This window comes from Candidatus Uabimicrobium helgolandensis (assembly GCF_041508025.1).
Lineage (GTDB): Bacteria > Planctomycetota > Uabimicrobiia > Uabimicrobiales > Uabimicrobiaceae > Uabimicrobium > Uabimicrobium helgolandensis.
Map to the genome: position 1 here is coordinate 3,667,208 of NZ_CP165719.1, position 24,892 is coordinate 3,692,099.

The following is a 24,892-nucleotide window of genomic DNA, read 5'->3' on the forward strand; positions in this document are numbered from 1 at the left end:
ATTTTCAATTGAAAAGCAGATTATTTTATAAAACCTTTACGCCAATTACAGCAATATCATCTTGTTGCTTTTCAGCACCTACGAATTTTTCTACCGATTGCTCAATATTACTTAAAATATTCAGTATATTGTTTTCACTATTTCGGATAGTATCACACAATCTTTCCATACCAAATTCTTCTTGTTCAGAGTTCATTGCTTCGGTAACTCCATCGGTATACTGAACTAAACAGTCTCCAGCTTGAAGTTGAATTTGCATTTCTTGTAGCTCGCATTGAGCGAACATCCCTAAACATCTTCCTTCTGGATGATAAGTAGTTATGGGCTTTGCTCTATCAGGATTATAAATAATAAGAGGATTATGTCCCGCGCGGGAAAAACGTAAAGTCTTCTTTTCGCGATTAATAATTCCATAAAAGACAGTTGCAAAAGTTGTTTGATCTAAATCAGGATATACTTCCTTGTTCGCATGCTTCAACGCATCAGTTGTTGTCGCATATTGTTTTGCAAAAATCTTAACAGCCATTTTAATCATACCGACAATTATAGCCGCTTCAATACCATGGCCAGTTACATCACCGATAACAACACCTATTTCTTTATCATTAAGTTCAATAAAGTCATAGAAATCCCCACCTACATCAGCATACGGCTTATAAAGAGCTTCAAAATTGAAACCGCTAACCGATATTTCCTGCGGCAGCATACTACTTTGATTGGCTGTTGCCTGTTGTATACTGTACTCGTTATCTATGCTCGCACCTTTGAGAGCTAATATGAATTCCGTTATGGTTTGGAAGCGCTTTTCAGGATTATACTCAAGTGCCTTTAAAATCAAATCACTAATTGTTCTTGGTATATCTTGATTTACTTCGTGCGGTCGCGGAGGTGGTATTCTTTTGTGAATACAGCTGAAAAAGTCGCGAATGTTTTTTGTGTCATATGGTGTTTGACCACAAAGACAACGGTAAAAAACAGCTCCGAGAGAATAGATGTCGGAACGATGGTCTGCTTTTGACGCATCCAACAATTGTTCTGGAGCAATATAACCAACCATTCCCATCCCTTGACCTGGTTGCGTTAACGAAGTTACCTCATCATTTAAACATTTTGCAAGACCTAATCCTATCAATTTTGGAACATCTTCTTCACCAACTAAAATATTAGATGGATTTATATCACGGTGGATAATATTATGTTTATTTGCAAATTCAAGAGCACTTGCAATTCTTCCAATAATTAGACGCGAGCGGTCAAGTGGTAATTTCCCATATTCTTTTAACAAAGCATTCAAATTTTGACCTTCGACATACTCCATTACAATGTAGTATATTCCTCGTTTATCAAGACGACCGCTATCAAATATTTGAACAATATTAGGATGAGTTAAAACACTTGCAACCTTTGCAACATTAGCAAAACGTTTTATTGCCTTTGGATTTTGTATTAAACGACTTACCAAAGTTTTTATAGCTACAGGACGATTTAGTCCTAAGTGTGTAGCTTTGTAAACTACAGCCATACCTCCTTCACCAACGCGACGTTCAACTTTATAACCATTAATAATTTCGCCGTGTTGCAAAATCTGATCACCAGGAGGAGGTGTAGGCACAGGATCTGTTGTTATTCCCTGATTACCTTGTGCTAGTTCTAAAGATACAATTACAGAGCTACTACTAGCTAAACGAATTTGTTCACCACCTTTTAATTGTGCTCGTCCGTGTATCCTTTGTTTGTTAACAAAGGTTCCGTTACGGCTTGCTAAATCCTCAACAAAGACTTCACCGTTTACGCACGATACTTTACAATGTTCGCGTGAAATATTTTTATCGTTTACCCATAGTTGGACGTTTTGTCCTCTACCAAGAATAAGACTATCACCCGATTTTAGAGTGCTTAATATAGTTCTTGGTTTCTTGTCTACTTCATATAAGATAAGAGTTAGCTTTACAACTGTATTCTCATCAATAACCATACTTATGCCATTTCATAGTTAAGTGTATGTGAACGGGAATGATATAAATATGTAACTACAAAAATTTAGATCCTCTACGTAGGGACACACCCTAAATCATTTTAGTGATGTGGCGAAAGTAGTTGGGCGTTTCGATGTCAAACAGTCTAAATACTTTTGTCAGGTCACTTTAGTGTAAATTTTTGTACAAGATAGCGTATTTTGTATGGTAACAAATATAGTTTTTTATGTCAAACGATCTGTTTTTATTTTTTCTTGCTTTTTTTTAGGGCAAGACTATAATAAAAACACTAACGTGTGGCAGTATATTAAGTAACCGCCGGAAGTATTTGCTCATTTTGATTTGCCCTTTTATTTTGTTACTTCGTTGTTTCCCAGTTACAATTATAACTGTGTACCTTCGTCACACCTTACAAAAAATAAAACTGGAAAATTGAATTTGTGAATATATTTTTGTTACTTGTATAATTATGTAGCAGCGTACATAATAAAATTCACTTTGCTATAGTTCAATCTTAAAATGCACTTTGTACTGTGTTATGTGCAGATTGAACTACAAATTTGCTGAAGCTGTCTTGGATTTTCAATAATATTTTGTTTTGTGACAAAAACTATGGAACGACCTCTTGTACCTAATTACGAAAATTTGGATAGTTTTGATTTTTTAGTTCCAGAAGGAACTTCAGGTAGTAGACTAGACCAATATATAGCTAATTCCTTTTCTCAGTATACGCGATCTTTTATCACAAAACTCATTAAAGATGGTAACATTACTATAAACAACAGCGCGGTAAAACCAAGTTCAAAAGTCAAAGCAGGGCACAGAATTTTTATTTCTCTTCCACAGCTAGAACCTTTGCAGCTAAAACCTGAGCCTATACCTCTTGATATCCTTTACGAAGATGAGTGTATGGCCGCTGTTAACAAGCAAGCAGATTTGGTTGTTCACCCTGTAAAAGGAAAAAATGGTGGAACGTTAGTAAATGCTTTGCTACATCATTTTGCTAATTTGTCAGAAGTAAACGGTTATATTCGTCCAGGAATCGTTCATCGCCTTGACCGTTTTACAAGTGGTGTTATACTAATAGCTAAAACTAATTATGCACATGCATTTTTGGCAAAACAATTCGAAAAACGCGAAATACAGAAAGAATATATTGCATTAACTGAAAAGCCAATTGAGTGCAAAAAAGGAAACATTAGTCTTCCTATAGCAATGGATTCGCGTTGTAGAGAAAAAATGAGTGTGAATCATGGTGGCAAGCCTTCGGAAACAAACTATAAAGTTCTTTATAACTACCCACAATTTTCTTTAGTTCACGTTTTTCCCAAAACAGGACGCACTCATCAAATAAGAGTGCATTTGAAATCATTGGGAAATCCAATAGTCGCTGATGATCTGTATGGAGCAAGCCCTGTTTTAACAGTGGATAATCTTCTAAAAAAAGTTACAGAAGACTCCATAAAATATGAAAAACGGCTTGCAGATGAAAATCTTTGTGGTAAATTGATTGACCGACAAGCACTTCATGCGTGGAAAATAAATTTCATTCATCCTCGTACAAAAAAAGAAATGCTTATTCATGCCCCGTTACCATTGGATTTTCAAAAAGTTTTGAAAGCTCTAAACGTATTTTGGCCAAACAAGGTAGTGGATAAGTTTTTATCATAAGGTAAAGAAGAGTGACAATATGCAAAACGTAACCACGAATTTTTCATATGATACAGAAGATAAAAGAATCGGTATTATTAGTATTTCTGGTATGATAGATCTGTCAAACGTTGGAGATTTTTCTCAATTTCTCGATAAGGTGTTAGAAGTTAACTGTAGTATTTTAATATTTAATTTAAGTGGTCTAACGTACATGAACAGTACAGGCTTCGGTGCTTTAACATCAAGAGCAATGAATGAACCAAAGTTCAAAATTATTTTTTGTAATTTGGAAAATAATATTAGTGAAGTTTTTTCAATGTTTGGCCTTGACAATGTATGTGATATACTCCCTGATTTAGATTCAGCAGTAGAAGTAGCAAAAACTTTAGTTGAAGATAACACACAACATAAAGATTCTCCTGTAGAAGAAATCGAAGAATTAGAAGATAGTAATAATATTGATGTGCAAGATGCACAAACAAGTAAAACCGAAGATCCTCCTATATCTGATGCACCAACAAACTTTAGTGATGCATCAACAAATTTTAGTGATGCACCAACTCCAAACAATGAAAATGCAACTGACAGTTCTCAACCAACTGTAAATTCAAATAATACAGCCAGTGCAAGCCAGCAATTTCCAACAATAAAAAGATGTCTATCTTGCGGAAAAAAAATAAACTTCAGAACAACAGGTCACTATCGTTGTCCAAGATGTAAAAACATTTTATTTATTAATAACGAAGGTGTCTTAAGTTTAATTGAAAATCCATTATCCCCTTCACTACCTGCTGTACCGGAAAATGAAGGAGCCCCAGACGAAATTACAATTATTTTTCCTTCCGACACAAATTACTTAAGTAAAATACGAGATTTTATCATGTCGTTTACCAAGACGACTTTCAGTGACCAGCACGAAAGTATTACAATGGCTGTGGATGAAGCTTGTAGTAATGCAATAGAACACGCGCATCATTTTGATCGTAACAAGAAAATTCACATGTCTGTACTTATTAATGAGGAATATTTTTCAATTACTATAACAGATAGTGGTGTAAATACTTTTAATGAACATCTTGTCCAACCAGATGATGATCAAATCAAGAAATCAGGTAGAGGCATGGGACTTATTTTGATGAGAAGAATGATGGACGAGGTAAATATTCGTAAAACAGAAACAAATGGAACTTCCATCAATTTAGTAAAATATTCAAAAAGTTAGTTAACCAATCAATACTTTTAGAGTTTTTAAGTTGATTATAATATAAATAATAGAAACTAAACTAATAATAATACATACTCCCCAAATAACATAATATATGTTTGCTGAATTTTTGGGAGAAATGATTACGCTGCTATTATAATCAGTTTCGTCGTATGTATCTTCATTTTTTTCTGTCATTTCAACAGTTTTATGACAAGACGGACACTTATCTAAGTTAGTAGAGAATGGTACTTTACAATCGGCGCACTCTAAATTTAAAACCGTATCATCTTGTAAATTGGGTATTTTTATTTTTCTTTGGCAAAGAGGACACTGCAACGTTCGTCCTATTTTTTTTATTGAGGTTTTTATCCTCTTTCCACATTCACATTTAAATTTTATTTTCATTTTCTTATTTTCGGGAGATTTTCATGCCTTTAAAGATTAGGTGCTCTTGCGGAGCCATACTTTTAGCTCCAGAGGAAAGAATAGGACAGACGGGAAAATGTCCGTCGTGCAATCGCTCGATTGCTGTAGACCTTTCTATGTCTAAAACGCAAGAAATCATGCATAAATTAGAGTTGGAAAAAACTCAGCGCATGGAACAACACCAATTGAATTCTACCCAACCTACTAACTCAAATATAGCAAAAAAATCTATTATTCACAAGATACTAACATTATTAATTTATGTTGTTTTCTTTGGCCTTGTTACAGGAACACTATTTTTACATTATTCCAAAGATATTCGAAATATAAATGTTAACAATTCCACAATGAAAGATTTATGGCAAAACTACAAAGAGCCACTCCACGAAATTCGCGAAATACATAGAGCATGGTATTCAAAAATGACCGGTAAGAAAACTAAAAGTAAAAAGCCTTCTATTTATAAACCTACAAGTAAAATACATGAAGCATGGTACAAAAAAGTTATTTTACAGAAAAAATAGATTTGAGGTCTATTTTTTTTGTAACTACTTTCCTATACAGAATTTACTAAAAATTTCTCCTAAAATATCTTCTGTAGTCACTTTACCAACTATTTCTCCTAAGTAGTCAAGAGCTAAACGAAGATCCCCAACAATAAATTCATATGAAGTGTTATTGCCTAAATCTTCTATAACTTGGTCCAATATTTTTGCTGTTCGTTGTACAGCGTAATGTTGTCGAGTATTCAGGAGAATTTCATTTTTGTTTTCTTGTATTTTTACTGCTTGCACACTTAACCACTTTTTTAGCGGCTTTAAGTCTGAATGCGTGGTTAACGATACTGAAAATATGGTATCACATTCCTTTTGTAATCTCTTTTTTTCCACTTGAGAAGGTAAATCTATTTTATTATACATCACAGCAAAAGGAACGTCTGGAATAACGGCAAATAAACGATCGTATATTTCCTGGTACTCTACCGATGAGTCTATAACAAAAAGAATAACATCGCAGTTTTCGAGTATCTCTAGTCCTTTCTTCTGAGCTCGCTCCTGTATTTTTTTATCCGTTTGTTCTTCAATACCCGGTGTATCAATTACATTAAACCGAGTACCTTCAATAACAACATAATCTTCCATCCAATCGAGCGTAGTCCCTGAAATATCAGAAACCAAAGACTCATTCTTTTGTAAGAGTAAATTAAATAATGTTGATTTTCCAGCATTAGGTGCACCACAGATACACAATTGTACTCCATGTAGAGATAACTCTTTATTTTTTTGGTGGAATTTTTCAAGCATATCTAGCACCGGTTTCAAACGAATAAGAACATAGTCTGCAGGCAACGGATCTATTTCTTCATCCGAGAAATCAATATGTGCTTCCATAAGAGCTACTACATGTAACACTACAGACTGCATCTCATCTATCTGCCGCGAAAGCTGCCCAGTCATTCCTAAAAATGCTGACTTTCTCTCAGAAGAAGTCTTAGCAGCAATAATTTCAGCAACAGCCTCTGCTTGCGTTAAATCCATTTTTCCCGATAAAAAGGCTCTTTTTGTAAACTCACCTGGCTCCGCAGGTTGACATCCAGCAAGAATAAATTGCTTTACCATAATATCTAATAATATCGGAGATGAATAAGTGTGCACTTCAATAACATTCTCTGAAGTATAAGAAAAAGGAGCTTTCATCAAATACAATACCACGGGAATAGTTATGTCCCATTCGTCAATCTTTAGCTTGCATTCATGCCAACGATGTTTACAAGGAGAAATTTCTTCTGGAATAAAATTCGAAATTATCGAAAAAGCTTCCAAACCCGAAATTCGAATAACTCCTCTCTGGCCTTCTCCCATTGTAGATGAAACGGCAACAATAGTTGTATCACTCATAATGCTTTCCTATTTGACTTTTTCTTTATTTGAGATCAAAATAAAATAATAAAACCATAATAAAACGACTCGATACTTTATATCGCATGCAAAATAGTTATTCTACACAAAACACCAAGATTTCATTGTACAGTGAGTTGTTGTAAATAATAGTAAAAACACATCTGCATACAAAAAAAGAATTAAGTCGTGTCACCATTCAGTGCATTAGAAGTTAAAAAGAACAATTTTGCACCTTAAAATAATTTTATAACAGCTCTAATTGATGACAGTACTAACTAAATCATTTTTGAAAGTACAATATGAATAAACAAAGACTGTTTTTCCTATCATGCATTATTATAGCTAGTTGCCAGCTTAGTACACCTTCATGGAAAGAAATAAATAGCTTAGAAAAAAAACGAAAATTCCAAATAGTGTCCGAAAAATTAGATTTAGTATTGAAAAATGCTCGCGATAAAAACGTTGCTTCAGAATGGCGGCAAGCACTTATCCGTAAAGTAGCAAACAATCGAGTACGTTGTCGCCATAAAGAAGCAGTCACTTTGTTAGAGCAATCACCTTGGCCTAAAGATGATATTAGTCAAGCAATGTTAAATATGGTTTACGCAGACGCCTTGTATTCCTACTTAAAAGATGAAAAAAAAGAAATAAATAAGCGTAGTAATAGTAGTCATAGTAAAGACTTTACTCAATGGAATCAACTACAATTAGTGAAAGCAATCAATAAGCACTACAAATTAGCATATGATCAGCGCCAAATATTATCAAAATTAAGAGTAAGCGATTTCGCATATTGTATACAACGCGATAACTATCCTGGCAATATAAGTAATACAATACGCGACTTTGTATCATATGCTTGGGTTGATTTTTTACAAGACCATGACTGCTGGAACGATCAGGAATACAAAGACAGATTCAAAACAGCAAAACTTATGATTACTACTCAAAAAAGCAAAGAAACAATAAAAGATAGCCATCCATTGCTAAAAATATCTACTCTTTTAGAAGAGTTATACAATTGGAATGATTCTAAAAATAAACGCGAATCGGCACTTGAAGCTAAGTTAGAAAAAGCTCGCGTGGTAGCAAAATACTATAACTTAAACCAGGAACGGCAAAAACACCTACAATATATACTAAAAGACTATGAAGACACACCATGGTGGAGTTTTGGTATGTACGAACTTGCCAAACTTTTACCTAAAGATGGTTATCATGTAGCACTTAAAGGCTATAATAAATATCCAACAAGTATTGGTGGCAAGATGTGCTTAGAACTGAGTAATTCATTTATAGCTCCTGAGTATGCTGCCGAAGCTAAATTAATAAATTCTCCACAAAGTAATTCTATTCGTGTATATTCAAGGAATATTGACAAGCTTTACTTCAGGGCCTATCGTTTACATGTTCCAACCGTCATTAAAGACCATGGATGGCTTCAACAGTTAGAAAAAGAAAAATACACAAAATCCGTAGCTCATTCCAACTGGGAAGTGACCACAAAAACAAAGAAAGAACACTATACAAACGTTAAGACACCGATACAACAACCTGGTACTTACCTAATACTTTCGTCTATAAGAAAAGACTTTGCGCCGCAAGACAATCATATTACGAGTAATTTATTATGTATTTCGGACTATGTCATTTTAAAGACTGATAGTGAGCGTGGACTTGAAATATGTGTTCTTAACGGAAATAATGGTCACATAGTCAATAATGCCAATATTAGCATATACACAAAAGATGGTATTTTACAGGATTCTCAAGTAAGTAATAGTGAAGGATTTGCCTTATTTAAAAATCTCTCATCACAAAAATTATTTATTGTTGCCGAAAAAAATACACAACATTCTATACATGCACCATTTTATTACCAAGAAGTTAAAAAAAAATCTCCTTTGGGCGCAATTATTAACACCAATCGTCAGATTTATCAATTAGGGCAAGAAATCATATGTGAGATCACAACATTTGCAACGAACAATCATACTGCCTTTCACATTCTAAAACAAAAAGAAATAGAGATAGCCTTCTACTCCAGTTCATTCCGTGAAATTAGTAAACACAAAGTAAAAACAGATAACAATGGTAAAGCAACCATAAAGTTTACTAGTAGTAAACCAGGGCGACATTACATTCAAGCGCAAATTGGTGATTCCCTAAATACCAAAAGAATTGTAATTGAAAAGGCACCCAAACCAGAAAACATTAACATCGAACTATTAGATAAAAAATTGATTCTTGATCAACCAGCAATAGTCAGTGGTTCAATAAAAGACCATTTGGGAAATCCTATCGTAGGAAAGTTGCTCACCTACAAAGTTGAATGTTTTGACAGAATATGGAATTACACAGCGCAGAATGAGCGTCAATTTAAAAAAGTTGCTAATGGTAGTACATATTCAAATTCACAAGGAAAGTTTAATATTAACTTTGTGCCAACTCACTATAAAAGTATATGGATACAAGAAAATTTTCGCGTTGTTGTAGAAACTACCGACAACAATAACTACAAACATAGTCAAAAACACATTTATGTTCCTGAAAAAGCCAACATAAAAGTTGATTTTATAATGCCAAAAAATTTCTTACCTGCAAATATAAGAAATATAATCAAAATAAAAAAATTAGATACCGAAGGTGTACCAATTACTGGACAAGCTAACTACAAAATCTATCGTTCACAATATACAGTTGATAAAGTTTCTTCCAAAAAAATAGTCGTAACAGGCCGTGTCAACCATGATAATCAAGGGATAGCTAAAATTTTATTGCCTGCATTAGTGAGTGATTTTTATAAGATAGAATATGAGACTAAAGACAAATATCAAACAATGTTTACAACAACAAAAAATTTTCATGTAGCGATTTCTCAATCAAATAGAAAACTACCATTTTTAATTACAGAACACAATAAAGTTGATGTTGGAAACCATATTAAATTTTATGTTGGTCCAAGCGTAACAAATCGAAATTTAATATTTGAAATTCATCGTGCAGACAAATTGCTATATCGTAAAACAGTTAACAAAGCAGAAATTGTTTCTTTCAAAACAAATCCTGCCCACACTGGCGAATTACTTGTCCGTCTATACGGTATCAACAATTACAAACTACACAGCATTCAAAAAACAGTAGTGGTACAGCCAAAAAATTCGCAGCTATTGAATTTCTGGAACGAACGATCATTTAAAAACTTAACCATTTCGGCAGCTTGTAAACATAATGACTCTAATTTAAAATATCGAATTCACAAATACAAATATAAACGAAAAACTAAATTTATTCGAGGTAAATTCACGTTTAAATATCCAACACAGCACCAGGCAATGTTTGGATTTGGACACAACTTTGGTGTTCTTTATAAAGGTTCATAATCAATAGATTTGATAAATCAAATTACTAGTAATAACCCAAGTTGCGACCTATAAAAGTTATCGTACAGTCTGGTATAATTACTCTTACAAATTCGATGTGCGCGGTTCGAATCTCGTGAGACGCAGTCGTGGCATATGGCACGAAGTAAGGGTAATGCAATGAATTTTAATCATGAAAAATTAGATGTATATCAAGTATCACTAGAATATACAAAAGAAACATTTAATGCGATGGAGAAAATGCCATCAGGTTACAGCTATTTAAAGGATCAGCTAAAAAGAGCATCGCTTTGAGTCCCTCTTAATATAGCAGAAGGCAATGCCAAATTTAGCAAAAAAGAGAAAGCAAGGTTTTTCTTCTATAGCAAGAGCATCAGCAAATGAATGTAGTGCAGTATTCGATGTTGCCAAGATAGCCCAAATAATAGACTCAAAAGAAAAAGAGAAAATCAAAAAACTACTCTATAGAATAATTTGTATGCTTTCAAAGTTAATAGTCTAATTTTCGCACATGGAATATCGATCCACGACCACGAACCTCAAAAATCGAATTGCACACATCGTTTTTTTATACTGTTATAACGACTCTTCTCTTAAAGTAGGAAAAACAAGAAGGAGAAAGTCATGGAAAAGAAATTATAATTGTTTTCTGTATATGTGATGAGATAACACAAGCACTCAAGATTGTAGAAGATCCTCAAGTTAAAATGACTAATTCAGAAATTATGACAACAGCATTAGTTTCTATGCTCTACTTTTCTGGCAACTTTGAAAAAGGACGAAACTTTTTAGCTGAACATGGCTACATCAAAAAAATGCTAAGTAAAAGTCGTTTCAATCGCCGCATACGTGCTATTGGTGAAAGTGTATGGCTTTCTCTTTTTCATTTGTTTGCTAAAATTAGTAAGCGAAACAATCTGCGAGATTATATCATAGATAGTTTCCCTATTCCGGTCTGTGACAATATTCGCATTAGTCGTTGCAAAATATACAATACACAAGATCATCGGAGTTGTGTTGCAAGTAAACGTCGTTATTTTTTCGGTTTGCGGGTTCATATGCTCGTCACCAAAACTGGTTTACCAGTTGAGTTTTTGCTTGCTCCTGGTGGCTGCAATGATTGTCGTGTTCTCAAACAATTTCAATTAGCTAGATCTGCAAAAAAAAACATATACTTTCTCTTACGTGTAAGAAAAAGTATATGTTTGGTATGTTATACTACTTATCAATAGTACAATATCTACGTATTCTCTTGTTTTTCTTTGAGCTTGCGAATAATTAATTGTTCGCCAATACTAATTAAGTTAACTGTTAGCCAGTACAACACTAAACCTGCTGGTAAACTATAGAATAAAAAGCCAAAAAAGATAGTCATAAACATGAAGATCTTTTGTTGTTGTTGCATCTCTGGGCTTTCAGGTTTTGGCATTAATTTTTGCTGTAATATCCACAAAACGGTCATAATAATAGGCAGAATATTTAAATAATCACCTAGTAGTGGTAATTTATACAACATAAATCTATCTGGCTGTGCTAAATCAGTTACCCACATAAATGTTTCTTGTCTTAGGATAATTGAGTATTGTAGTGATTGATACAAACCAATAAAAATTGGTATTTGTATAAAAATTGGTAAACAACCACCAACGGGTATAGGGTTCACATTATGCTTTTTATATAAACCCATCATTTCTTGATTTAGCTTCTGGCGATTATTTTTATACTTTTGTTGTAGTTTCTTTATCTGTGGCTGGATTACTTTCATCGATTTTTGGTATTTTTGCATCGATAACTGTTGCTTTTTTGTCAGTGGAAACAAAATAAGTTTTATGCACACAGTCATACAAATAATTGCAATACCGTAATTGCCAAAAATACCTGCAAATAAAGTAACGACTGTTAGTAAAAATCTTGCGACAAAATCGAACATCCCATAGTTTTCAAGTATAGTAAAGTCTTTATTGTCTTCTGCTAAGTTAACTTTACTACCAGCTCTAAATTTAAATTGAAGAGTTTTTGTTTCTCCCTTTGCCAAATCAAAAGCGTTAAATTTGATAATAGGGGCAAAAAGCTTTATTTTTTGCAGTTCTTCTTCGTTTGGCGTTTCGCCTTTAAGACGTTTATTGCTTAGATTTTCCTGAATATAGAACTGGTCAAGAGGAAATCCTTGGGTTGTAATTTCGGATACCTCTTCGGGGTTATTTGCTTCTATAACCGTTGCAAAATATTTATTACCTGCAGCCACCCACGAAAAATTATTTTTTAATTCAAATTCTCCAACCACTGTGTCTAGATATTCATATGATGAGATGGCATTACCTTTGTGATTTTTGTAAAAATGATGCAACGTTAAAAACTGCGCTACACTACTATCACTACATTCCCAACTAATACCACTAGAACCATTTATCGAAGATTGGCAATTAATTTTTTCATCTTTAGTGTTGGTAATGGTTACTTCACCTTCAATAATATTCTCTTCGCCGAAAGTAAAGGTTTTCTTATATAAAATCCCATTATCTGTTTTTGTAAAAATCAATTTCCTCGGTGTCTTATCTGTTTCGTTTACAATATTCCACAACGAATTCGATAAAGAAGAATTACTTATTTTTTCCTTCGTTCCTATATTGTTTGCAAAAGCTAATGAGTGATGACGAGAATTAAATTCAGGGATAATTTCTAACCAATTCTTTTTCTCTTTTTGTTCTTTGGCTTTATCTACATCCCCATTAAAATATTTTTTTAATTTTAAAGAGACTAACGAGCCTCCTTTATTTGTCCAAACAGTATAGTACCTAGGGGTTTCAACAACAATTTTTTCATCTTCAACACTGTTTACTTGTTCGTTGTTTTGCTCATTGTTCTGATTGTTTTGGTTTTGTGCATCATTTTTCTGGTTATTATTTTGATTTTGCGCATCATTTTGCTCATTATTCTGGTTGTTCTGGTTGTTCTGGTTGTTTTGATTGTTTTGATTTTGCGCATCATTTTGTTGATTGTTTTGAGCGTTGTTTTGTTGATTGTTTTGGTTTTGAGCATTCTTTTGTTGGTTATCTTTTACTTGCCTTTTCTTAACCATTACTTGTCCCCAAATCATGAGAAAAAGTAATGACAAAGACATTGCAAGAAGAAATCTTTTTTCTGGGGTCATTGAAATGTTCCTGTTTGATGAATTAAAAAAAAGCATGCTTATGAAGCATGCTGCGAGCTAGAGAATTTAATGAATAGGAAAAGGGGAGTAATGGAGCTCCTTTGGATGGTTATTGAGATATGTTGTTTATCGACCTTCTTCTAAACGAACAGCTAAGTAATCAGCTAGGTCATCAACAGCTCTAATTTTTTCCATTGTTTTTTTGTAATCATATGGAAGTCTTTTCCATTCGATTAGCTGATTTTCAACATCAAATAGTACGTAGCTTGCGCGGTTGTCGCCGTCTCGCGGTTGACCGACAGAGCCTATGTTGATCAGCTTTTTCCCAGGATAAGAAGAAATCTCAAAGCGGTTTCCTAAGTTTCGAGAGTACTCAAACTTCAGATCATCGGTAAAAACGCCTGGTATGTGAGTGTGTCCACAAAAACAAACACCGCAATTTTCAAATTCCATAAAAATGGATTCCATTTTATTTTGATCTTTAATATCCTTAGGAAGTACATATTCTCGGGTGGGTTGTCTTGGAGAGGCGTGTACATAGAGAACGCTGTCATCTTTGACTTTTTTTCTCAGTTCACCCAAAAAATCCCAAAGTTCATAATTCTCTTCTTGATCATACTTATCCGAGTTAAGTTGATCTCTTGTCCAATCAATAGCCCTACGAGCTTTCACATTAAAATCTTGTGCACTAAATAGCACTGCTTCCTCGTGGTTACCGCAAAGTGTAAATTCGCTACAATTTCGCACAATTTCTATACATTCCCGTGGGTTTGGTCCATAACCAATTACGTCACCAAGACAAAAAATTGTGTCAACATTTTGCTTATTTATATCTTCCATTACAACGGTTAAGGCTTCTATATTGGCATGTATATCCGAAATTAGCGCTATCAAACTATTTCTCCATACTTGGGAAGGTAAAATTTATTTTGTATCATGTATTTTTAAAATAATTTACGATATTATTCTACAAAAGAAGTTAGATGTCAAGATATTTTTACATGGATACAAATATCACTACAAATCGTTTTAACCTTGCTTTAAAGCAAAAGCAACGATTGTTATTATTAAAATAATTGAAACGAGACCGATTATACCGAAATACAATTTATTGTTTTTATTTACTCCGCCTTTTTTGCGCGAACCTGCATCTACAAAACCAGAACTATCTGGCTCAAGAAAACGTCTTTCGGCATGACGTGTGGGAATTACTGAATTGTCTTCTTCCCAAATTGTTTTACTACCATAAAATCTAACTAAAGGGATCTCTTGATCAAGACCTAAAGCATTCTCTATTTTCGCTTTCATCGAAGTTTCCTGCTGGATTCTTCTATATATTTGATTTGTAACGCGAAGGCCAAGGAAACACATAAATATTGTGGTAATAGGGCCAAAAAGAAAAAATAGTACCGGAAACCCTTTATCATACGAGTTAACAAAACCGGAAAGAGTGATACCTAAAATAGCAAAGCACACAGCAGAGTAAAAATTAGTGAAGCGAAATAAATCTTCGCGAAACCCTCTTGTTCTCGTTTCTATAACTGAATACAAACGTATAAGCTCTTCTTTTGAAAACCCACCCTTGTCTATTTTATACCACATACTAGGCCTTTCTTTAAAGATTTGTTTACATGGGTAGTAAGTTTATAGACCACTATTATGTACAGAAAGTATTTATAATTCAACTAAAACTGTGTTAGGAGAAAATTCTTTTTTTATATTACGCCCCAATATTCGATAACGCGTAGTTAAAACTCTTAATGATGTTTTCCTGCGAAGAGCTACTAGTAGTGTATCATATAGGTTTTTATACGCTTGTAATTTTTGTTGATCTTCTTCGTTTAGAAAAATTTGCATATTTGATAAGTTATTTTGAATATTGTGATGCGAATCTATAGCTTCTAAAGTACTTTTTCCTAAATTAATTTCTAAATTCTTGTGCTCAGCAAGCCACGACAAAAAAAATCGTTTATACGAAGGTTGTGCCGTTTCTCCTTTAAAATTATTGGTAAAGCGACTTATAGGATCTATAGGCGCACGATACTCAATAACTCTAGATTCGCTAATGACATAACGATCAGCCTGATTACATGATAAAATAAAAATAGGTAAAATACAAACCAAACTAGATATAACAATTTTCCTGTAGTAGATAATTATCGTAGTAATCACGTATTCCTTCTTCTAAACTAAAAAAAGTTTCTTTATAGCCCACACTATGAAGTTTCTCCATATTAGCCTCAGTAAAATACTGGTACTGATTACGTAGTGACATAGGCATGTTAATATATTCTATCTTTTTTTCTAAATTCATCGATTTAAATATTGCCTGGGCGAGGTCATTCCATGTTCTTGCTTTTCCTGTTCCTACATTAAAAATTCCATTACATTTCTCATTTTCTAAAAACCAAAGAACAACGTTCGCACAATCTTTTATGTATATAAAATCGCGCAGTTGTTCTCCATCATTATAACCAGTTTTATGCGATTTAAAAAGTTTTAAAGTTCCATTCTTTTTTATTTGATCAAAAGCTTTATAAGCAAGACTAGCCATACTATCTTTGTGATACTCGTTAGGACCATAAACATTGAAAAATTTCAATCCAACAATGGAATGAGACAATTTTCTTTTCAATACCCACAAATCAAAAAGTTGCTTTGAATAACCATAACGGTTTAACGGCATCAAACTATGAGTTTTTTTTTCGCAGTCTATATAACCGTCGTTGCCGCAACCATAGGTTGCTGCACTACTAGCATATATAAACCGGACTTGTTCTTGTAAACACCATTTAGCAAGCTCTATGCTATACAAATAGTTATTATTGTATAGGTAATCAAAATCTTCTTCTGTAGTCGCACTACACGCTCCCATGTGAAGAATTGCTTTTACGTTATGAAAAGATCCTCCGTAAAGGTGCGATATAAAATCTTCCTTCGAAATATAATCTATATATTTTTTGCCTAATAAATTTTTCCACTTTAAAGATTTTTTTACACTATCTACTATTAAAACGTCTTCAATGCCACGTTCGTTTAGTTTTTTTACAAGTACGCTGCCGATAAATCCAGCACCACCTGTTACAATATACATTATACAGCCTTTCGTTGTGAAGTCAGTTAAAAATTAATTTGCAAACACATTAAAAATGCGTAGGGAATCAACTGCATAGTTCGAAAAATATAAAAATATAAAAATATAAAGTTCTCTATAAGTTTTTCGTTGAGAATTTGTATGAATACAACATATAATAATCTTAATAAAGAAAGCTTTCTTAGCTGTAACAAACTGTTTAGTCACAATATAGCAAAAAATAATGTCTTGTGCAGGGAATACTTTTAAAAAATCTTGGAAAAATCGAGCGCGGTTTGTTATTCTTTAATTAAAAATAAATCATGTGTTGGGCAACAGTGAAGTTTTGGTCTTCGTTGGTAAGTCGCAAACGGTAATTCAAAATCCCTAGCAGAAAAGGGTCAATTTAATGGATACGGCCATGAATGGTAAAATGAGATTTGGGCAGTTAGCTGTTTCTATGGGGCTTGTATCTTCTGCACAAGTGGAAGAGTGCTTACTTATACAAAAAAAACTACCACAATCAAATCATCAACCACTCGGACAAATAATGATTAAACAAGGATATATTTCTTCCGATGCAGTATCTGGTGTTCTTCAACGCCAAACACCACAAAATTTTAATGATTTAGATGATGAAATTTCTTCCGACATGGAAATAGAAGAAATAGAAGAGCTGGAAGATTTAGAAGATTCTTCAGCAGAAATGCTTGCGGAAGATATCTCTCAAGAAATGGTTGTGGAAGATGATGATGAACAAGTAGAGGATGGAATACCTTTAGATTTAGGCTATTCTGACAGTATGAAGTCAGAAATGGACGATCAGGCGTCTCAGGATTTTGATATTAATTCTGCACAAGAAATTTTTGTTGATGACGAATCTGGTGCCCAAGATGCCGTTTCTTTAAGTACTAGTAGTCCGTCAGATTTTACTGAACAAAACGAAAATTCTTTTTCGTCAAACTCTGAATTTGATACTGAGCAACCAATAGCGGGAAGTGATGCAAGTTTTGATATTGGATCATCAGGTCCATTCGATACTGGTGGTAGTTCTCCATTTGATCCGACATCAGAAAGTGACTCAGGGTTCGATGTTGGACAATCAAGTCCATTTGATACCGCAGGCAGTTCTCCTTTTGATACGGGAGGTAGTTCTCCATTTGATCCAACATCAGAAAGCGACTCAGGTTTTGGTGTCGGAGGACAATCAGACCCATTTGATACTGACGGTAGCTCACCTTTTGATCCAACATCAGAAAGCGACTCAGGTTTTGGTGTCGGAGGACAGTCAGATCCATTTGATACTGACGGTAGCTCACCTTTCGATCCAACATCCAAAAGTGACTCAGGATTCGATGTTGGGCAGTCAAATCCATTTGACACCGGAGGTAGTTCCCCTTTTGACCCAACATCAGAAAGCGACTCAGGTTTTGACGCGGGAGGACAGTCAGATCCATTTGATACTGGCAGTACCTCACCTTTTGATCCAATATCTGGAAGCGATTCGGGATTTGACACTGGCAGTTCCCCTTTTGACCCAGCTCCAGTAAATGACTCAGGTTTTGATGTCGGAGGACAGTCAGATCCATTCGATACCGGCAACTCCCCCTTTGATTCGCCTGCAAATGATGTAGCGCAATCAAGTCCATTTGATACTGAAGGTAATTCTCCTTTCGACCCAGTATCTGGAAGCTCAGATCCATTTGACACCGGAGGTAATTCTCCTTTTGACCCATCTACAAACAATGCAGAACAACCAAGTCCATTTGATACTGGAGCTAGTTCCCCTTTTGAGCCCGCAAATAATGCCCCAAATCCATTCGATACTAGCGGTAATTCACCTTTTGATCCAGTACCTGGAAACGATCCAGCATTTGATGTCGGCCAACCGAATCCATTTAATACTGGAAACGAACTAGGAAACAATATAGGACAAACAGATCCATTTGATACTGGTGGTAGTTCACCTTTTGATCCAGTACCTGGAAACGAACTAGGAAACAATATAGGACAAACAGATCCATTTGATACTGGTGGTAATTCTCCTTTTGATCCAGTACCTGGAAACGAACTAGGAAACAATATAGGACAAACAGATCCATTTGATACTGGTGGTAATTCTCCTTTTGACCCAGCATCGGCAAATGGCTCAGGGTTTGATCTTGGACAACCAAATGCGCCTTTTGACACAGGTTCACCTTTTGTTAGCGAACAATCTAACGATTTGTTTGCACAACCAAATAACAATCCATTTGAAGACAACAAACAATCAAGCGATCCTTTTTCAGGAGCAAACTCTCCTTTTGAAAGTGGACCACCTCAGGATTCATTTCCTAACGATCCAAATTCACCTTTCAATACTGGGACAAACCCAAATGATATTTTTTCTTCTCAACCAGCTCCAGCGCCGACCCCTGATTCATTTTTTAATCAATTTCCCGATACTGGAAATAATTCAGGTTTCGACATTTTTGGACAACCTAACCAACCAAACCAAGTGAGCCCAGAAGACGATGCTACGATATCAGAAGAAGGTGAAGGTGCTATAGATTTATTTTCTCAATCTAGTATAGATAAGATAGCTACAGGTGAGGAAATAACTTTAAGCGACGGTGTTAATCAGCCAAATGAAAGCGGTTCTTTTTTTAACAACGCTGGAAATCAAAACCTCGATTCATTTTTTACCGGTCAGGGAGATCCTTTTAATCCAAATAGCGATCCAACAATAGATCTATCTGGTGGTAGCAATTTACCAATGGACAATGTCATTGACTTAGAAAATTCGCATGGTATGCCAAGCGAAACATTTGGTATGCAACCTATAGCAGATCCTATTAATTTAGAAAATTCAATGAATGCCGCTGGCGGTTTTGACCCGTCAAATGCATCAGATGCAACGATTTCATATGAAAACAATAACAATCTTCTAACAGGTGAACCAAACGCTCAAACTCAAGAGTGGGATTGGGAGAGCATTAATAACCAAAACCAACAATTACCTCCTGACTCTGATATAGAATCTGATTTTTTTAATCCTCCTGATTTACGCAGCGACATCAAGGCGCCACAACCACAAGCTGGGCCTTTCGATTTACCAGACGTTGTAAATACTGGAGATGTAACAATTGCTGCCGCAGCTAATCCAAATATGCCAAATGCTTTTCCACAAAATATAGGGACTTTTCCTCCTACAGATTCTCCGTTTCCAGGAAACCCAGCACCAAACAACAATTTTGCCGCACCTTCGACTCCTAAAGCTCCAGCACCAAGAAGAAATTCATCGCGAAGACCTGCAAGTAAAAAAATCAATATTCCAAGGCAAAGAAGTTCGCGAATATCACGACGAGTAAGTGGCGCATCTGACCGTTCGAATAGTTTGAGTAGTAAAGAATTTAAATACTTAATTGCTGTTTTGGTTTTTTGCTTTGCTATCCTCATCGCTGTAGCTGTTGTTGTTGTCATGCAGAGTAATGGCGGTGAACGTCGCGCTGAAGGCGAAAATGGAGAAGAAACAGAATATGCAGCAGCTATTGGTGGAGAAAATCCATTAGAAAATGACCCAGAAAATGGTATAGATAACAACATCAATAGTAATGATATAAGCGAAGAACAATTGGCTTCTTACTATGAAAAAGCCAAAGAGTCAATGAAAATTGACTCTCCACCCCAAACTAACGAAGCGATTAAAACTTTAGGGTTCATTATAAGTAAAAACCCTAACTACAAAGATGCTTATCTTTTACGTGCGCAATGTTATTTTCGTAGCAACCGGTATAGAGAAGCAAGACTCGATGCAGAAAAAGCTATAGAAAATTCAAGTGACGAAACTCAATGTTACTACATCTTGGCTGCTTGCGCGCAAAAAAATGAGAACTACGATCGATGTATAGAATTTTGCAATAAAGTATTAGAAACAAATCCTAGTTTTTTAAAAGCAAAATCTATTAAAATGAAAGTATTAAAGGCCAAAGGATTACTCATCGAAGCATTAAAGTTAGCTAAAGAGTTAGAACGGGATAAATACGAGTATGCAAAAGGTGATATACAAAATGCAAGAGTTGCTATTCTAGGCAAAGCACTCCAAGGACAAAAAGAGTTGCTTTACCAAGCAATAGAATTAGACGAAGATTATGCACCTTTTTACTACGAACTAGCCATGCTTAGTTATAGAATAGAAGAGACAAATACAGAAGCTCTTAAACAGGCAAAATCGTATATAGGGAAGTACCTAGAGCTTTCAAAAAGTAGCAATGATACACCCGATATGAGATATCTTGTAATGAAAGAATTGCACACTTTCGCAGAGTATCAAACAGGTAGTATTAACACCAAAAAAAAGATACACGCAAACATAGTAAAAAAACTTCGAGGAAAAAAAGTTAATTTTCTTCCATGTCTCTCTCTTATTATTCTTACCGATGTGCAGCAAAAAATACTTAAAAGTGCCTTAAAGAAAAACGCCTCTAAGAGTGAAATAAAAAAAAAGGAAAAAACTCTTTTTTACTACATGATTTTAGCAATCAAAGCTCGAGTATATGTTAAGAAACCAAGTTTCCAACAAAACCATCCAAGAGAGTCACAACTTGTTGAGGTATCTTTCAACAGCATCGCTGCTTCTTTGCAAGAATACCAAAAAAAAATAGATACGTATATGAAAGATAAGCGTTTTATGAAGTATTTTTCAAATTACATAAGTCTTGTTGTAAAAGATGTACCTAAAAATCACGCACTTAAAGTAAACGATGTCATTCTTCGCTTTGATGATGTCTACATGTATACTTCTTATGAATTTTCCTCTGCTTTATCACGTCAAAATAGTCAATATCAAAGTGTTTACGTGCGGCGTAGTAATAAAATTATACAACTAAGCCTCAGGGATATAGTGCCTGGCGCACTGTTTACACATAACCTACTCACAAGGCGATAATATTACTACTGGATTAGCTAAAAATATTTACGCTTTTTAGCATTATTCCTAATCTAAAAATTTCCTTAAATCCAAATCAAATATTTTTCCACAACAAGATTACGAGAAAAATATACCAACACTCCTAAAACCTGTTGCAAATTTTCATACACTCCGCAATAGGTTTTATATGTAAATTTTTAACTAGAAAGAAAATTATGTCAACAATTTTAGTTACTGGTTCTCTTGCTTATGACTACATAATGCATTTTGGAGATACCTTCGGCAAACATATATTAGTAGATAAAATTGATAAATTAAATGTAAGCTTTACTGCCAGCGACCTCAGTAAAAATAGAGGAGGAACAGCAGGAAATATATCTTACAGCCTTGCTTTATTAAATGAAACACCTGTAATTGCTACAACCGTTGGTAAAGACTTTGACGAATATCGCACGTTTTTAGAACAACGTGGTATTGTTACATCAGAAATAATTGTTTTAGAAAACGAATGGACTGCTTCAGCACACATTATTACTGATTTAAATGCTAATCAAATCACTGCATTCCACGGCGGAGCAATGCTTAATAATGATTTTAGTTTAGAAAGTACTCTTGGTAAGTTTGATATTAAAATTGCTATTATTTCTGCCGATGGTAAAACAGGTATGTTACGCCATGCAGAAGAATTTCGTTCTTCTGGTACTAAATATGTATATGATCCAGGACACTCACTCCCTGCTTTCAACGGCGAAGAAATAATGAACATACTAAATGGTTCTTATATCGTTTTAGTTAATTCTTACGAAGCAGATCTTATAGTTGATAAAACAGGTAAAAGCCTAGATGAACTTAGACAACTTGTTGACTATTTTATTGTAACGCAAGGTGGAGATGGATCTGTAATTTACCATAAAGATGAGGAAACTCAAATCAAGGTAGCAAAAACCGATAATTTTGTTGATCCTACAGGTGCAGGAGATGCTTATCGTGCTGGTTTACTTAAAGGTCTAGTAAACGACTTACCTATGGAAACATGTGGGCATATTGCTTCTGTTGCTGCTTGTTATGCTGTAGAATGTAATGGAACTCAAAATTTCGCTTATGACACAGAAGGTTTTCTCAATAGGTTTTCAGAAAACTACGGGCAAAACGACCAAGTAGTTAAACTTTTTAACGGGTAAAAAATGTCAGAATTAATCCCTTATTCGTTTGGCAAACTCATTAAGAGAATATTTCGCGAGTGGGAAACACAAAAATCGATATTTGATATTAAGCAAAAGTCTTTTTTTCATACTCCCGAAAATCTTGATTTCTCAGTGATGTTTCATAACAAACGTGCAGCAACACCATTTGGACCAGCGTCTGGGCCTCATGCCCAAATGGCCCAAAATATTGCTATGTCGTGGCTGTGTGGAGCTAGAATTATAGAGTTAAAAACCGTACAGATTCTCGACGAGTTAGAAATACCACGCCCATGCATTGATGTACCAAATGTGGGTTACAATGTTGAATGGTCTCAAGAGCTAAAAATCGAAGAATCACTTCACGAGTATGTTAAAGGTTCTATGCTAATTGACATATTAAAGTATAGTGGGATTATCAAGTGGCAAGAGCAAGATATTGATACTGTACTTGATATATCTTTGGGTTACGACCTGAAGGGTATACAAAGCCAGCCAGTTCAAGACTATGTTCGCAAAATGCGTGATGCAAGCGATATTGTTGAATTATATCGCTCGCAAATACCTGAAGAGTACGCCCATTTACGCGAAATACCATTTAATAAACAAATTTCAAATTCGGTAACTTTATCTACATTTCACGGTTGCCCCCCAGATGAAGTGGAAAAAATAGCCTCTTACTTAATTAGCGAAATGGGCTTAAATACCATTGTAAAATTTAATCCTACGCTTTTAGGAAAAGTTAAATTACGCGAAATTCTTCACGAGCGTTTAGGTTACAACGATTTAATTGTACCAGACTCTGCTTTTGACGATGATATGCACTGGGACCAAGCAATTGGAATTTGCGAGAGGATGAAAAAATTAGCAGAAGAGTGCAATGTTGGTTATGGAGCTAAATTTACCAATACTCTGATTGTTGAAAACTATCGCAAAGTTTTTGAAGAAAAAGAAAAAGTAATGTACGCGTCGGGAGCGCCTCTACATGTTTTAGCAGTTAACGTTGCCGCTAAATTTCGCGAACATTTCGCCAATGAAGTTCCCATCTCATTTTCTGCTGGTATTGCGCCTAACAATTTCCACGAAAGTGTAGCACTGGGCTTTAAACCGGTAACAGTTTGTACTGACCTCCTTAGAAAAGGTGGTTATGCTCGCGCAAGTAAATATTTTCAAGCGTTAACAAAAGAAATGAAAAAACTACAAACTTCAGATATCCCAAGTTACGTTAAAGCGCGCGCTCAAGAACGTGGTAGTAGTACAGCCTCTTTATCAGAAGCACTACAAGTAAACAGTCGTATGTATGCAGATGAAGTAGCAAATTCTGAAGGCGAATATCACCAAAGTAAACATATCAAAACACCTCCTAAACCAGGTACAAAAATGAAGATATTCGATTGTTTAACTTGCGATATCTGTATCCCTGTCTGTCCTAATCACGCTAATTTTTCTTACGGTTTAGAAAAAGGTTCTGTTCCTGTTACCAAATTTGTAAAACAAAACGGCGTATGGGAACAGCAGAAAACAGGAGAGGTTTCTGTTAACAAAAGGCACCAAATAGCTAATTTTGCTGATTTTTGTAACGAGTGTGGAAACTGCGATACTTTTTGCCCAGACCTAGGTGGACCATACATTCTAAAACCTAGATTTTTTAGCAGTTTAGAGCAGTGGCAACAAGACGGACAGTATGATGGCTTTTTCTTGCAAAAAGAAATCGGCAGTGAAACTATATGGGCAAGATTTGACAAAAAAGAATATAGTCTAACAGTAGCAAACGACCAACAAGATTCATCAGAGGACTTGCCTCTATGTGAATTCACTTATGAAGGCAAATCGTTTGCAATCACAACCGATGGGCTGCAAGGCGATGCTTCAGACGGCACAGAAATCGATGGAACATATCTTATTTGGATGAACCTACTTCGCAAGGGAGTAACAGGTGAAAAACAGGTAAATTATGCAATGCTATCAGGTGATTATTGTTAAGTGAGTCACAAAAAGTTTTTGAGCACGTTTCAAGTCAGCGTAGAATTTG

Annotated in this window: 18 protein-coding genes; 10 read left to right on the plus strand and 8 right to left on the minus strand. The window is 34.9% G+C overall.

Features of this window, described 5'->3' with window-relative positions; genetic code table 11:
* Positions 1–25: 25 nt before the first annotated feature.
* Positions 26–1,975, minus strand: a complete 1,950-nt coding sequence (locus UABHE_RS13410; protein ID WP_372370851.1) for a SpoIIE family protein phosphatase — start codon at positions 1,973–1,975, stop codon at positions 26–28.
* A 613-nt stretch (positions 1,976–2,588) separates the two neighbouring features.
* Here UABHE_RS13410 and UABHE_RS13415 point away from each other — a divergent pair.
* Positions 2,589–3,647, plus strand: a complete 1,059-nt coding sequence (locus UABHE_RS13415) for an RluA family pseudouridine synthase (RefSeq protein ID WP_372370852.1) — start codon at positions 2,589–2,591, stop codon at positions 3,645–3,647.
* 19 nt (positions 3,648–3,666) lie between these two features.
* The gene (locus UABHE_RS13420) at positions 3,667–4,851 is read left to right on the plus strand and encodes an ATP-binding protein (protein ID WP_372370853.1); all 1,185 of its coding nucleotides are present in this window, start codon (positions 3,667–3,669) and stop codon (positions 4,849–4,851) included.
* Here the strand turns inward: UABHE_RS13420 and UABHE_RS13425 are convergent, their stop codons facing one another.
* The gene (locus tag UABHE_RS13425) at positions 4,852–5,241 is read right to left on the minus strand and encodes a hypothetical protein (RefSeq protein WP_372370854.1); all 390 of its coding nucleotides are present in this window, start codon (positions 5,239–5,241) and stop codon (positions 4,852–4,854) included.
* A gap of 23 nt (positions 5,242–5,264) precedes the next feature.
* Between UABHE_RS13425 and UABHE_RS13430 the strand changes: the two genes are divergently transcribed.
* On the plus strand, positions 5,265–5,786 hold the full coding sequence (locus UABHE_RS13430) for a hypothetical protein (protein ID WP_372370855.1): 522 nt from the start codon (positions 5,265–5,267) through the stop codon (positions 5,784–5,786).
* Positions 5,787–5,810: 24 nt separating this feature from the next.
* On the opposite strand, the gene mnmE is transcribed toward UABHE_RS13430, so the two are convergent.
* On the minus strand, positions 5,811–7,160 hold the full coding sequence (mnmE, locus tag UABHE_RS13435) for a tRNA uridine-5-carboxymethylaminomethyl(34) synthesis GTPase MnmE (protein WP_372370856.1): 1,350 nt from the start codon (positions 7,158–7,160) through the stop codon (positions 5,811–5,813).
* A 302-nt stretch (positions 7,161–7,462) separates the two neighbouring features.
* On the opposite strand from mnmE, the gene UABHE_RS13440 reads away from it, so the two are divergent.
* The 4 genes from UABHE_RS13440 (at position 7,463) to UABHE_RS13455 (ending at position 11,778) form a co-directional block, all read left to right on the plus strand.
* Positions 7,463–10,546 (plus strand): hypothetical protein, encoded by a 3,084-nt coding sequence (locus UABHE_RS13440; protein ID WP_372370857.1) that lies wholly within the window; start codon positions 7,463–7,465, stop codon positions 10,544–10,546.
* A 159-nt stretch (positions 10,547–10,705) separates the two neighbouring features.
* Complete coding sequence (locus UABHE_RS13445; RefSeq protein ID WP_372370858.1) at positions 10,706–10,840, plus strand: hypothetical protein; 135 nt, start codon at positions 10,706–10,708, stop codon at positions 10,838–10,840.
* Between the two features lie 25 nt (positions 10,841–10,865).
* Positions 10,866–11,048 carry a four helix bundle protein gene (locus UABHE_RS13450; protein ID WP_372370859.1) on the plus strand — a complete coding sequence of 61 codons (183 nt, stop codon included), beginning with the start codon at positions 10,866–10,868 and terminating at the stop codon, positions 11,046–11,048.
* 205 nt (positions 11,049–11,253) lie between these two features.
* The gene (locus UABHE_RS13455) at positions 11,254–11,778 is read left to right on the plus strand and encodes a transposase (RefSeq protein ID WP_372370860.1); all 525 of its coding nucleotides are present in this window, start codon (positions 11,254–11,256) and stop codon (positions 11,776–11,778) included.
* Positions 11,779–11,786: 8 nt separating this feature from the next.
* Here UABHE_RS13455 and yidC read toward each other — a convergent pair whose 3' ends face one another.
* The 5 genes from yidC to rfaD all read right to left on the minus strand — a co-directional run bounded on the left by yidC (position 11,787) and on the right by rfaD (position 16,791).
* The gene (gene yidC, locus UABHE_RS13460) at positions 11,787–13,697 is read right to left on the minus strand and encodes a membrane protein insertase YidC (protein ID WP_372370861.1); all 1,911 of its coding nucleotides are present in this window, start codon (positions 13,695–13,697) and stop codon (positions 11,787–11,789) included.
* A gap of 126 nt (positions 13,698–13,823) precedes the next feature.
* The gene (locus tag UABHE_RS13465; RefSeq protein WP_372370862.1) at positions 13,824–14,591 is read right to left on the minus strand and encodes a metallophosphoesterase; all 768 of its coding nucleotides are present in this window, start codon (positions 14,589–14,591) and stop codon (positions 13,824–13,826) included.
* 135 nt (positions 14,592–14,726) lie between these two features.
* On the minus strand, positions 14,727–15,299 hold the full coding sequence (locus UABHE_RS13470; protein WP_372370863.1) for a hypothetical protein: 573 nt from the start codon (positions 15,297–15,299) through the stop codon (positions 14,727–14,729).
* A gap of 72 nt (positions 15,300–15,371) precedes the next feature.
* Positions 15,372–15,869 (minus strand): hypothetical protein, encoded by a 498-nt coding sequence (locus UABHE_RS13475; protein WP_372370864.1) that lies wholly within the window; start codon positions 15,867–15,869, stop codon positions 15,372–15,374.
* The gene (gene rfaD / locus UABHE_RS13480; protein ID WP_372370865.1) at positions 15,823–16,791 is read right to left on the minus strand and encodes an ADP-glyceromanno-heptose 6-epimerase; all 969 of its coding nucleotides are present in this window, start codon (positions 16,789–16,791) and stop codon (positions 15,823–15,825) included. Before rfaD ends, UABHE_RS13475 begins: the two co-directional genes overlap by 47 nt.
* A gap of 400 nt (positions 16,792–17,191) precedes the next feature.
* On the opposite strand from rfaD, the gene UABHE_RS13485 reads away from it, so the two are divergent.
* The 3 genes from UABHE_RS13485 (at position 17,192) to UABHE_RS13495 (ending at position 24,843) form a co-directional block, all read left to right on the plus strand.
* Positions 17,192–21,697, plus strand: coding sequence for a CDC27 family protein (locus tag UABHE_RS13485; RefSeq protein WP_372370866.1), 4,506 nt, complete (start codon positions 17,192–17,194; stop codon positions 21,695–21,697).
* A gap of 197 nt (positions 21,698–21,894) precedes the next feature.
* The gene (locus UABHE_RS13490; protein ID WP_372370867.1) at positions 21,895–22,860 is read left to right on the plus strand and encodes a carbohydrate kinase family protein; all 966 of its coding nucleotides are present in this window, start codon (positions 21,895–21,897) and stop codon (positions 22,858–22,860) included.
* Between the two features lie 3 nt (positions 22,861–22,863).
* The gene (locus tag UABHE_RS13495; RefSeq protein ID WP_372370868.1) at positions 22,864–24,843 is read left to right on the plus strand and encodes a glutamate synthase; all 1,980 of its coding nucleotides are present in this window, start codon (positions 22,864–22,866) and stop codon (positions 24,841–24,843) included.
* Positions 24,844–24,892: the final 49 nt, after the last annotated feature.

Bases quoted from the DNA above. Each gene is read 5' to 3' on its own strand.
- UABHE_RS13410 (WP_372370851.1), bottom strand. From the start codon at position 1,975: ATGGTTATTGATGAGAATACAGTTGTAAAGCTAACTCTTATCTTATAT.
- UABHE_RS13415 (WP_372370852.1), top strand. From the start codon at position 2,589: ATGGAACGACCTCTTGTACCTAATTACGAAAATTTGGATAGTTTTGAT.
- UABHE_RS13420 (WP_372370853.1), top strand. From the start codon at position 3,667: ATGCAAAACGTAACCACGAATTTTTCATATGATACAGAAGATAAAAGA.
- UABHE_RS13425 (WP_372370854.1), bottom strand. From the start codon at position 5,241: ATGAAAATAAAATTTAAATGTGAATGTGGAAAGAGGATAAAAACCTCA.
- UABHE_RS13430 (WP_372370855.1), top strand. From the start codon at position 5,265: ATGCCTTTAAAGATTAGGTGCTCTTGCGGAGCCATACTTTTAGCTCCA.
- mnmE (WP_372370856.1), bottom strand. From the start codon at position 7,160: ATGAGTGATACAACTATTGTTGCCGTTTCATCTACAATGGGAGAAGGC.
- UABHE_RS13440 (WP_372370857.1), top strand. From the start codon at position 7,463: ATGAATAAACAAAGACTGTTTTTCCTATCATGCATTATTATAGCTAGT.
- UABHE_RS13445 (WP_372370858.1), top strand. From the start codon at position 10,706: ATGAATTTTAATCATGAAAAATTAGATGTATATCAAGTATCACTAGAA.
- UABHE_RS13450 (WP_372370859.1), top strand. From the start codon at position 10,866: ATGCCAAATTTAGCAAAAAAGAGAAAGCAAGGTTTTTCTTCTATAGCA.
- UABHE_RS13455 (WP_372370860.1), top strand. From the start codon at position 11,254: ATGACTAATTCAGAAATTATGACAACAGCATTAGTTTCTATGCTCTAC.
- yidC (WP_372370861.1), bottom strand. From the start codon at position 13,697: ATGACCCCAGAAAAAAGATTTCTTCTTGCAATGTCTTTGTCATTACTT.
- UABHE_RS13470 (WP_372370863.1), bottom strand. From the start codon at position 15,299: ATGTGGTATAAAATAGACAAGGGTGGGTTTTCAAAAGAAGAGCTTATA.
- rfaD (WP_372370865.1), bottom strand. From the start codon at position 16,791: ATGTATATTGTAACAGGTGGTGCTGGATTTATCGGCAGCGTACTTGTA.
- UABHE_RS13485 (WP_372370866.1), top strand. From the start codon at position 17,192: ATGAATGGTAAAATGAGATTTGGGCAGTTAGCTGTTTCTATGGGGCTT.
- UABHE_RS13490 (WP_372370867.1), top strand. From the start codon at position 21,895: ATGTCAACAATTTTAGTTACTGGTTCTCTTGCTTATGACTACATAATG.
- UABHE_RS13495 (WP_372370868.1), top strand. From the start codon at position 22,864: ATGTCAGAATTAATCCCTTATTCGTTTGGCAAACTCATTAAGAGAATA.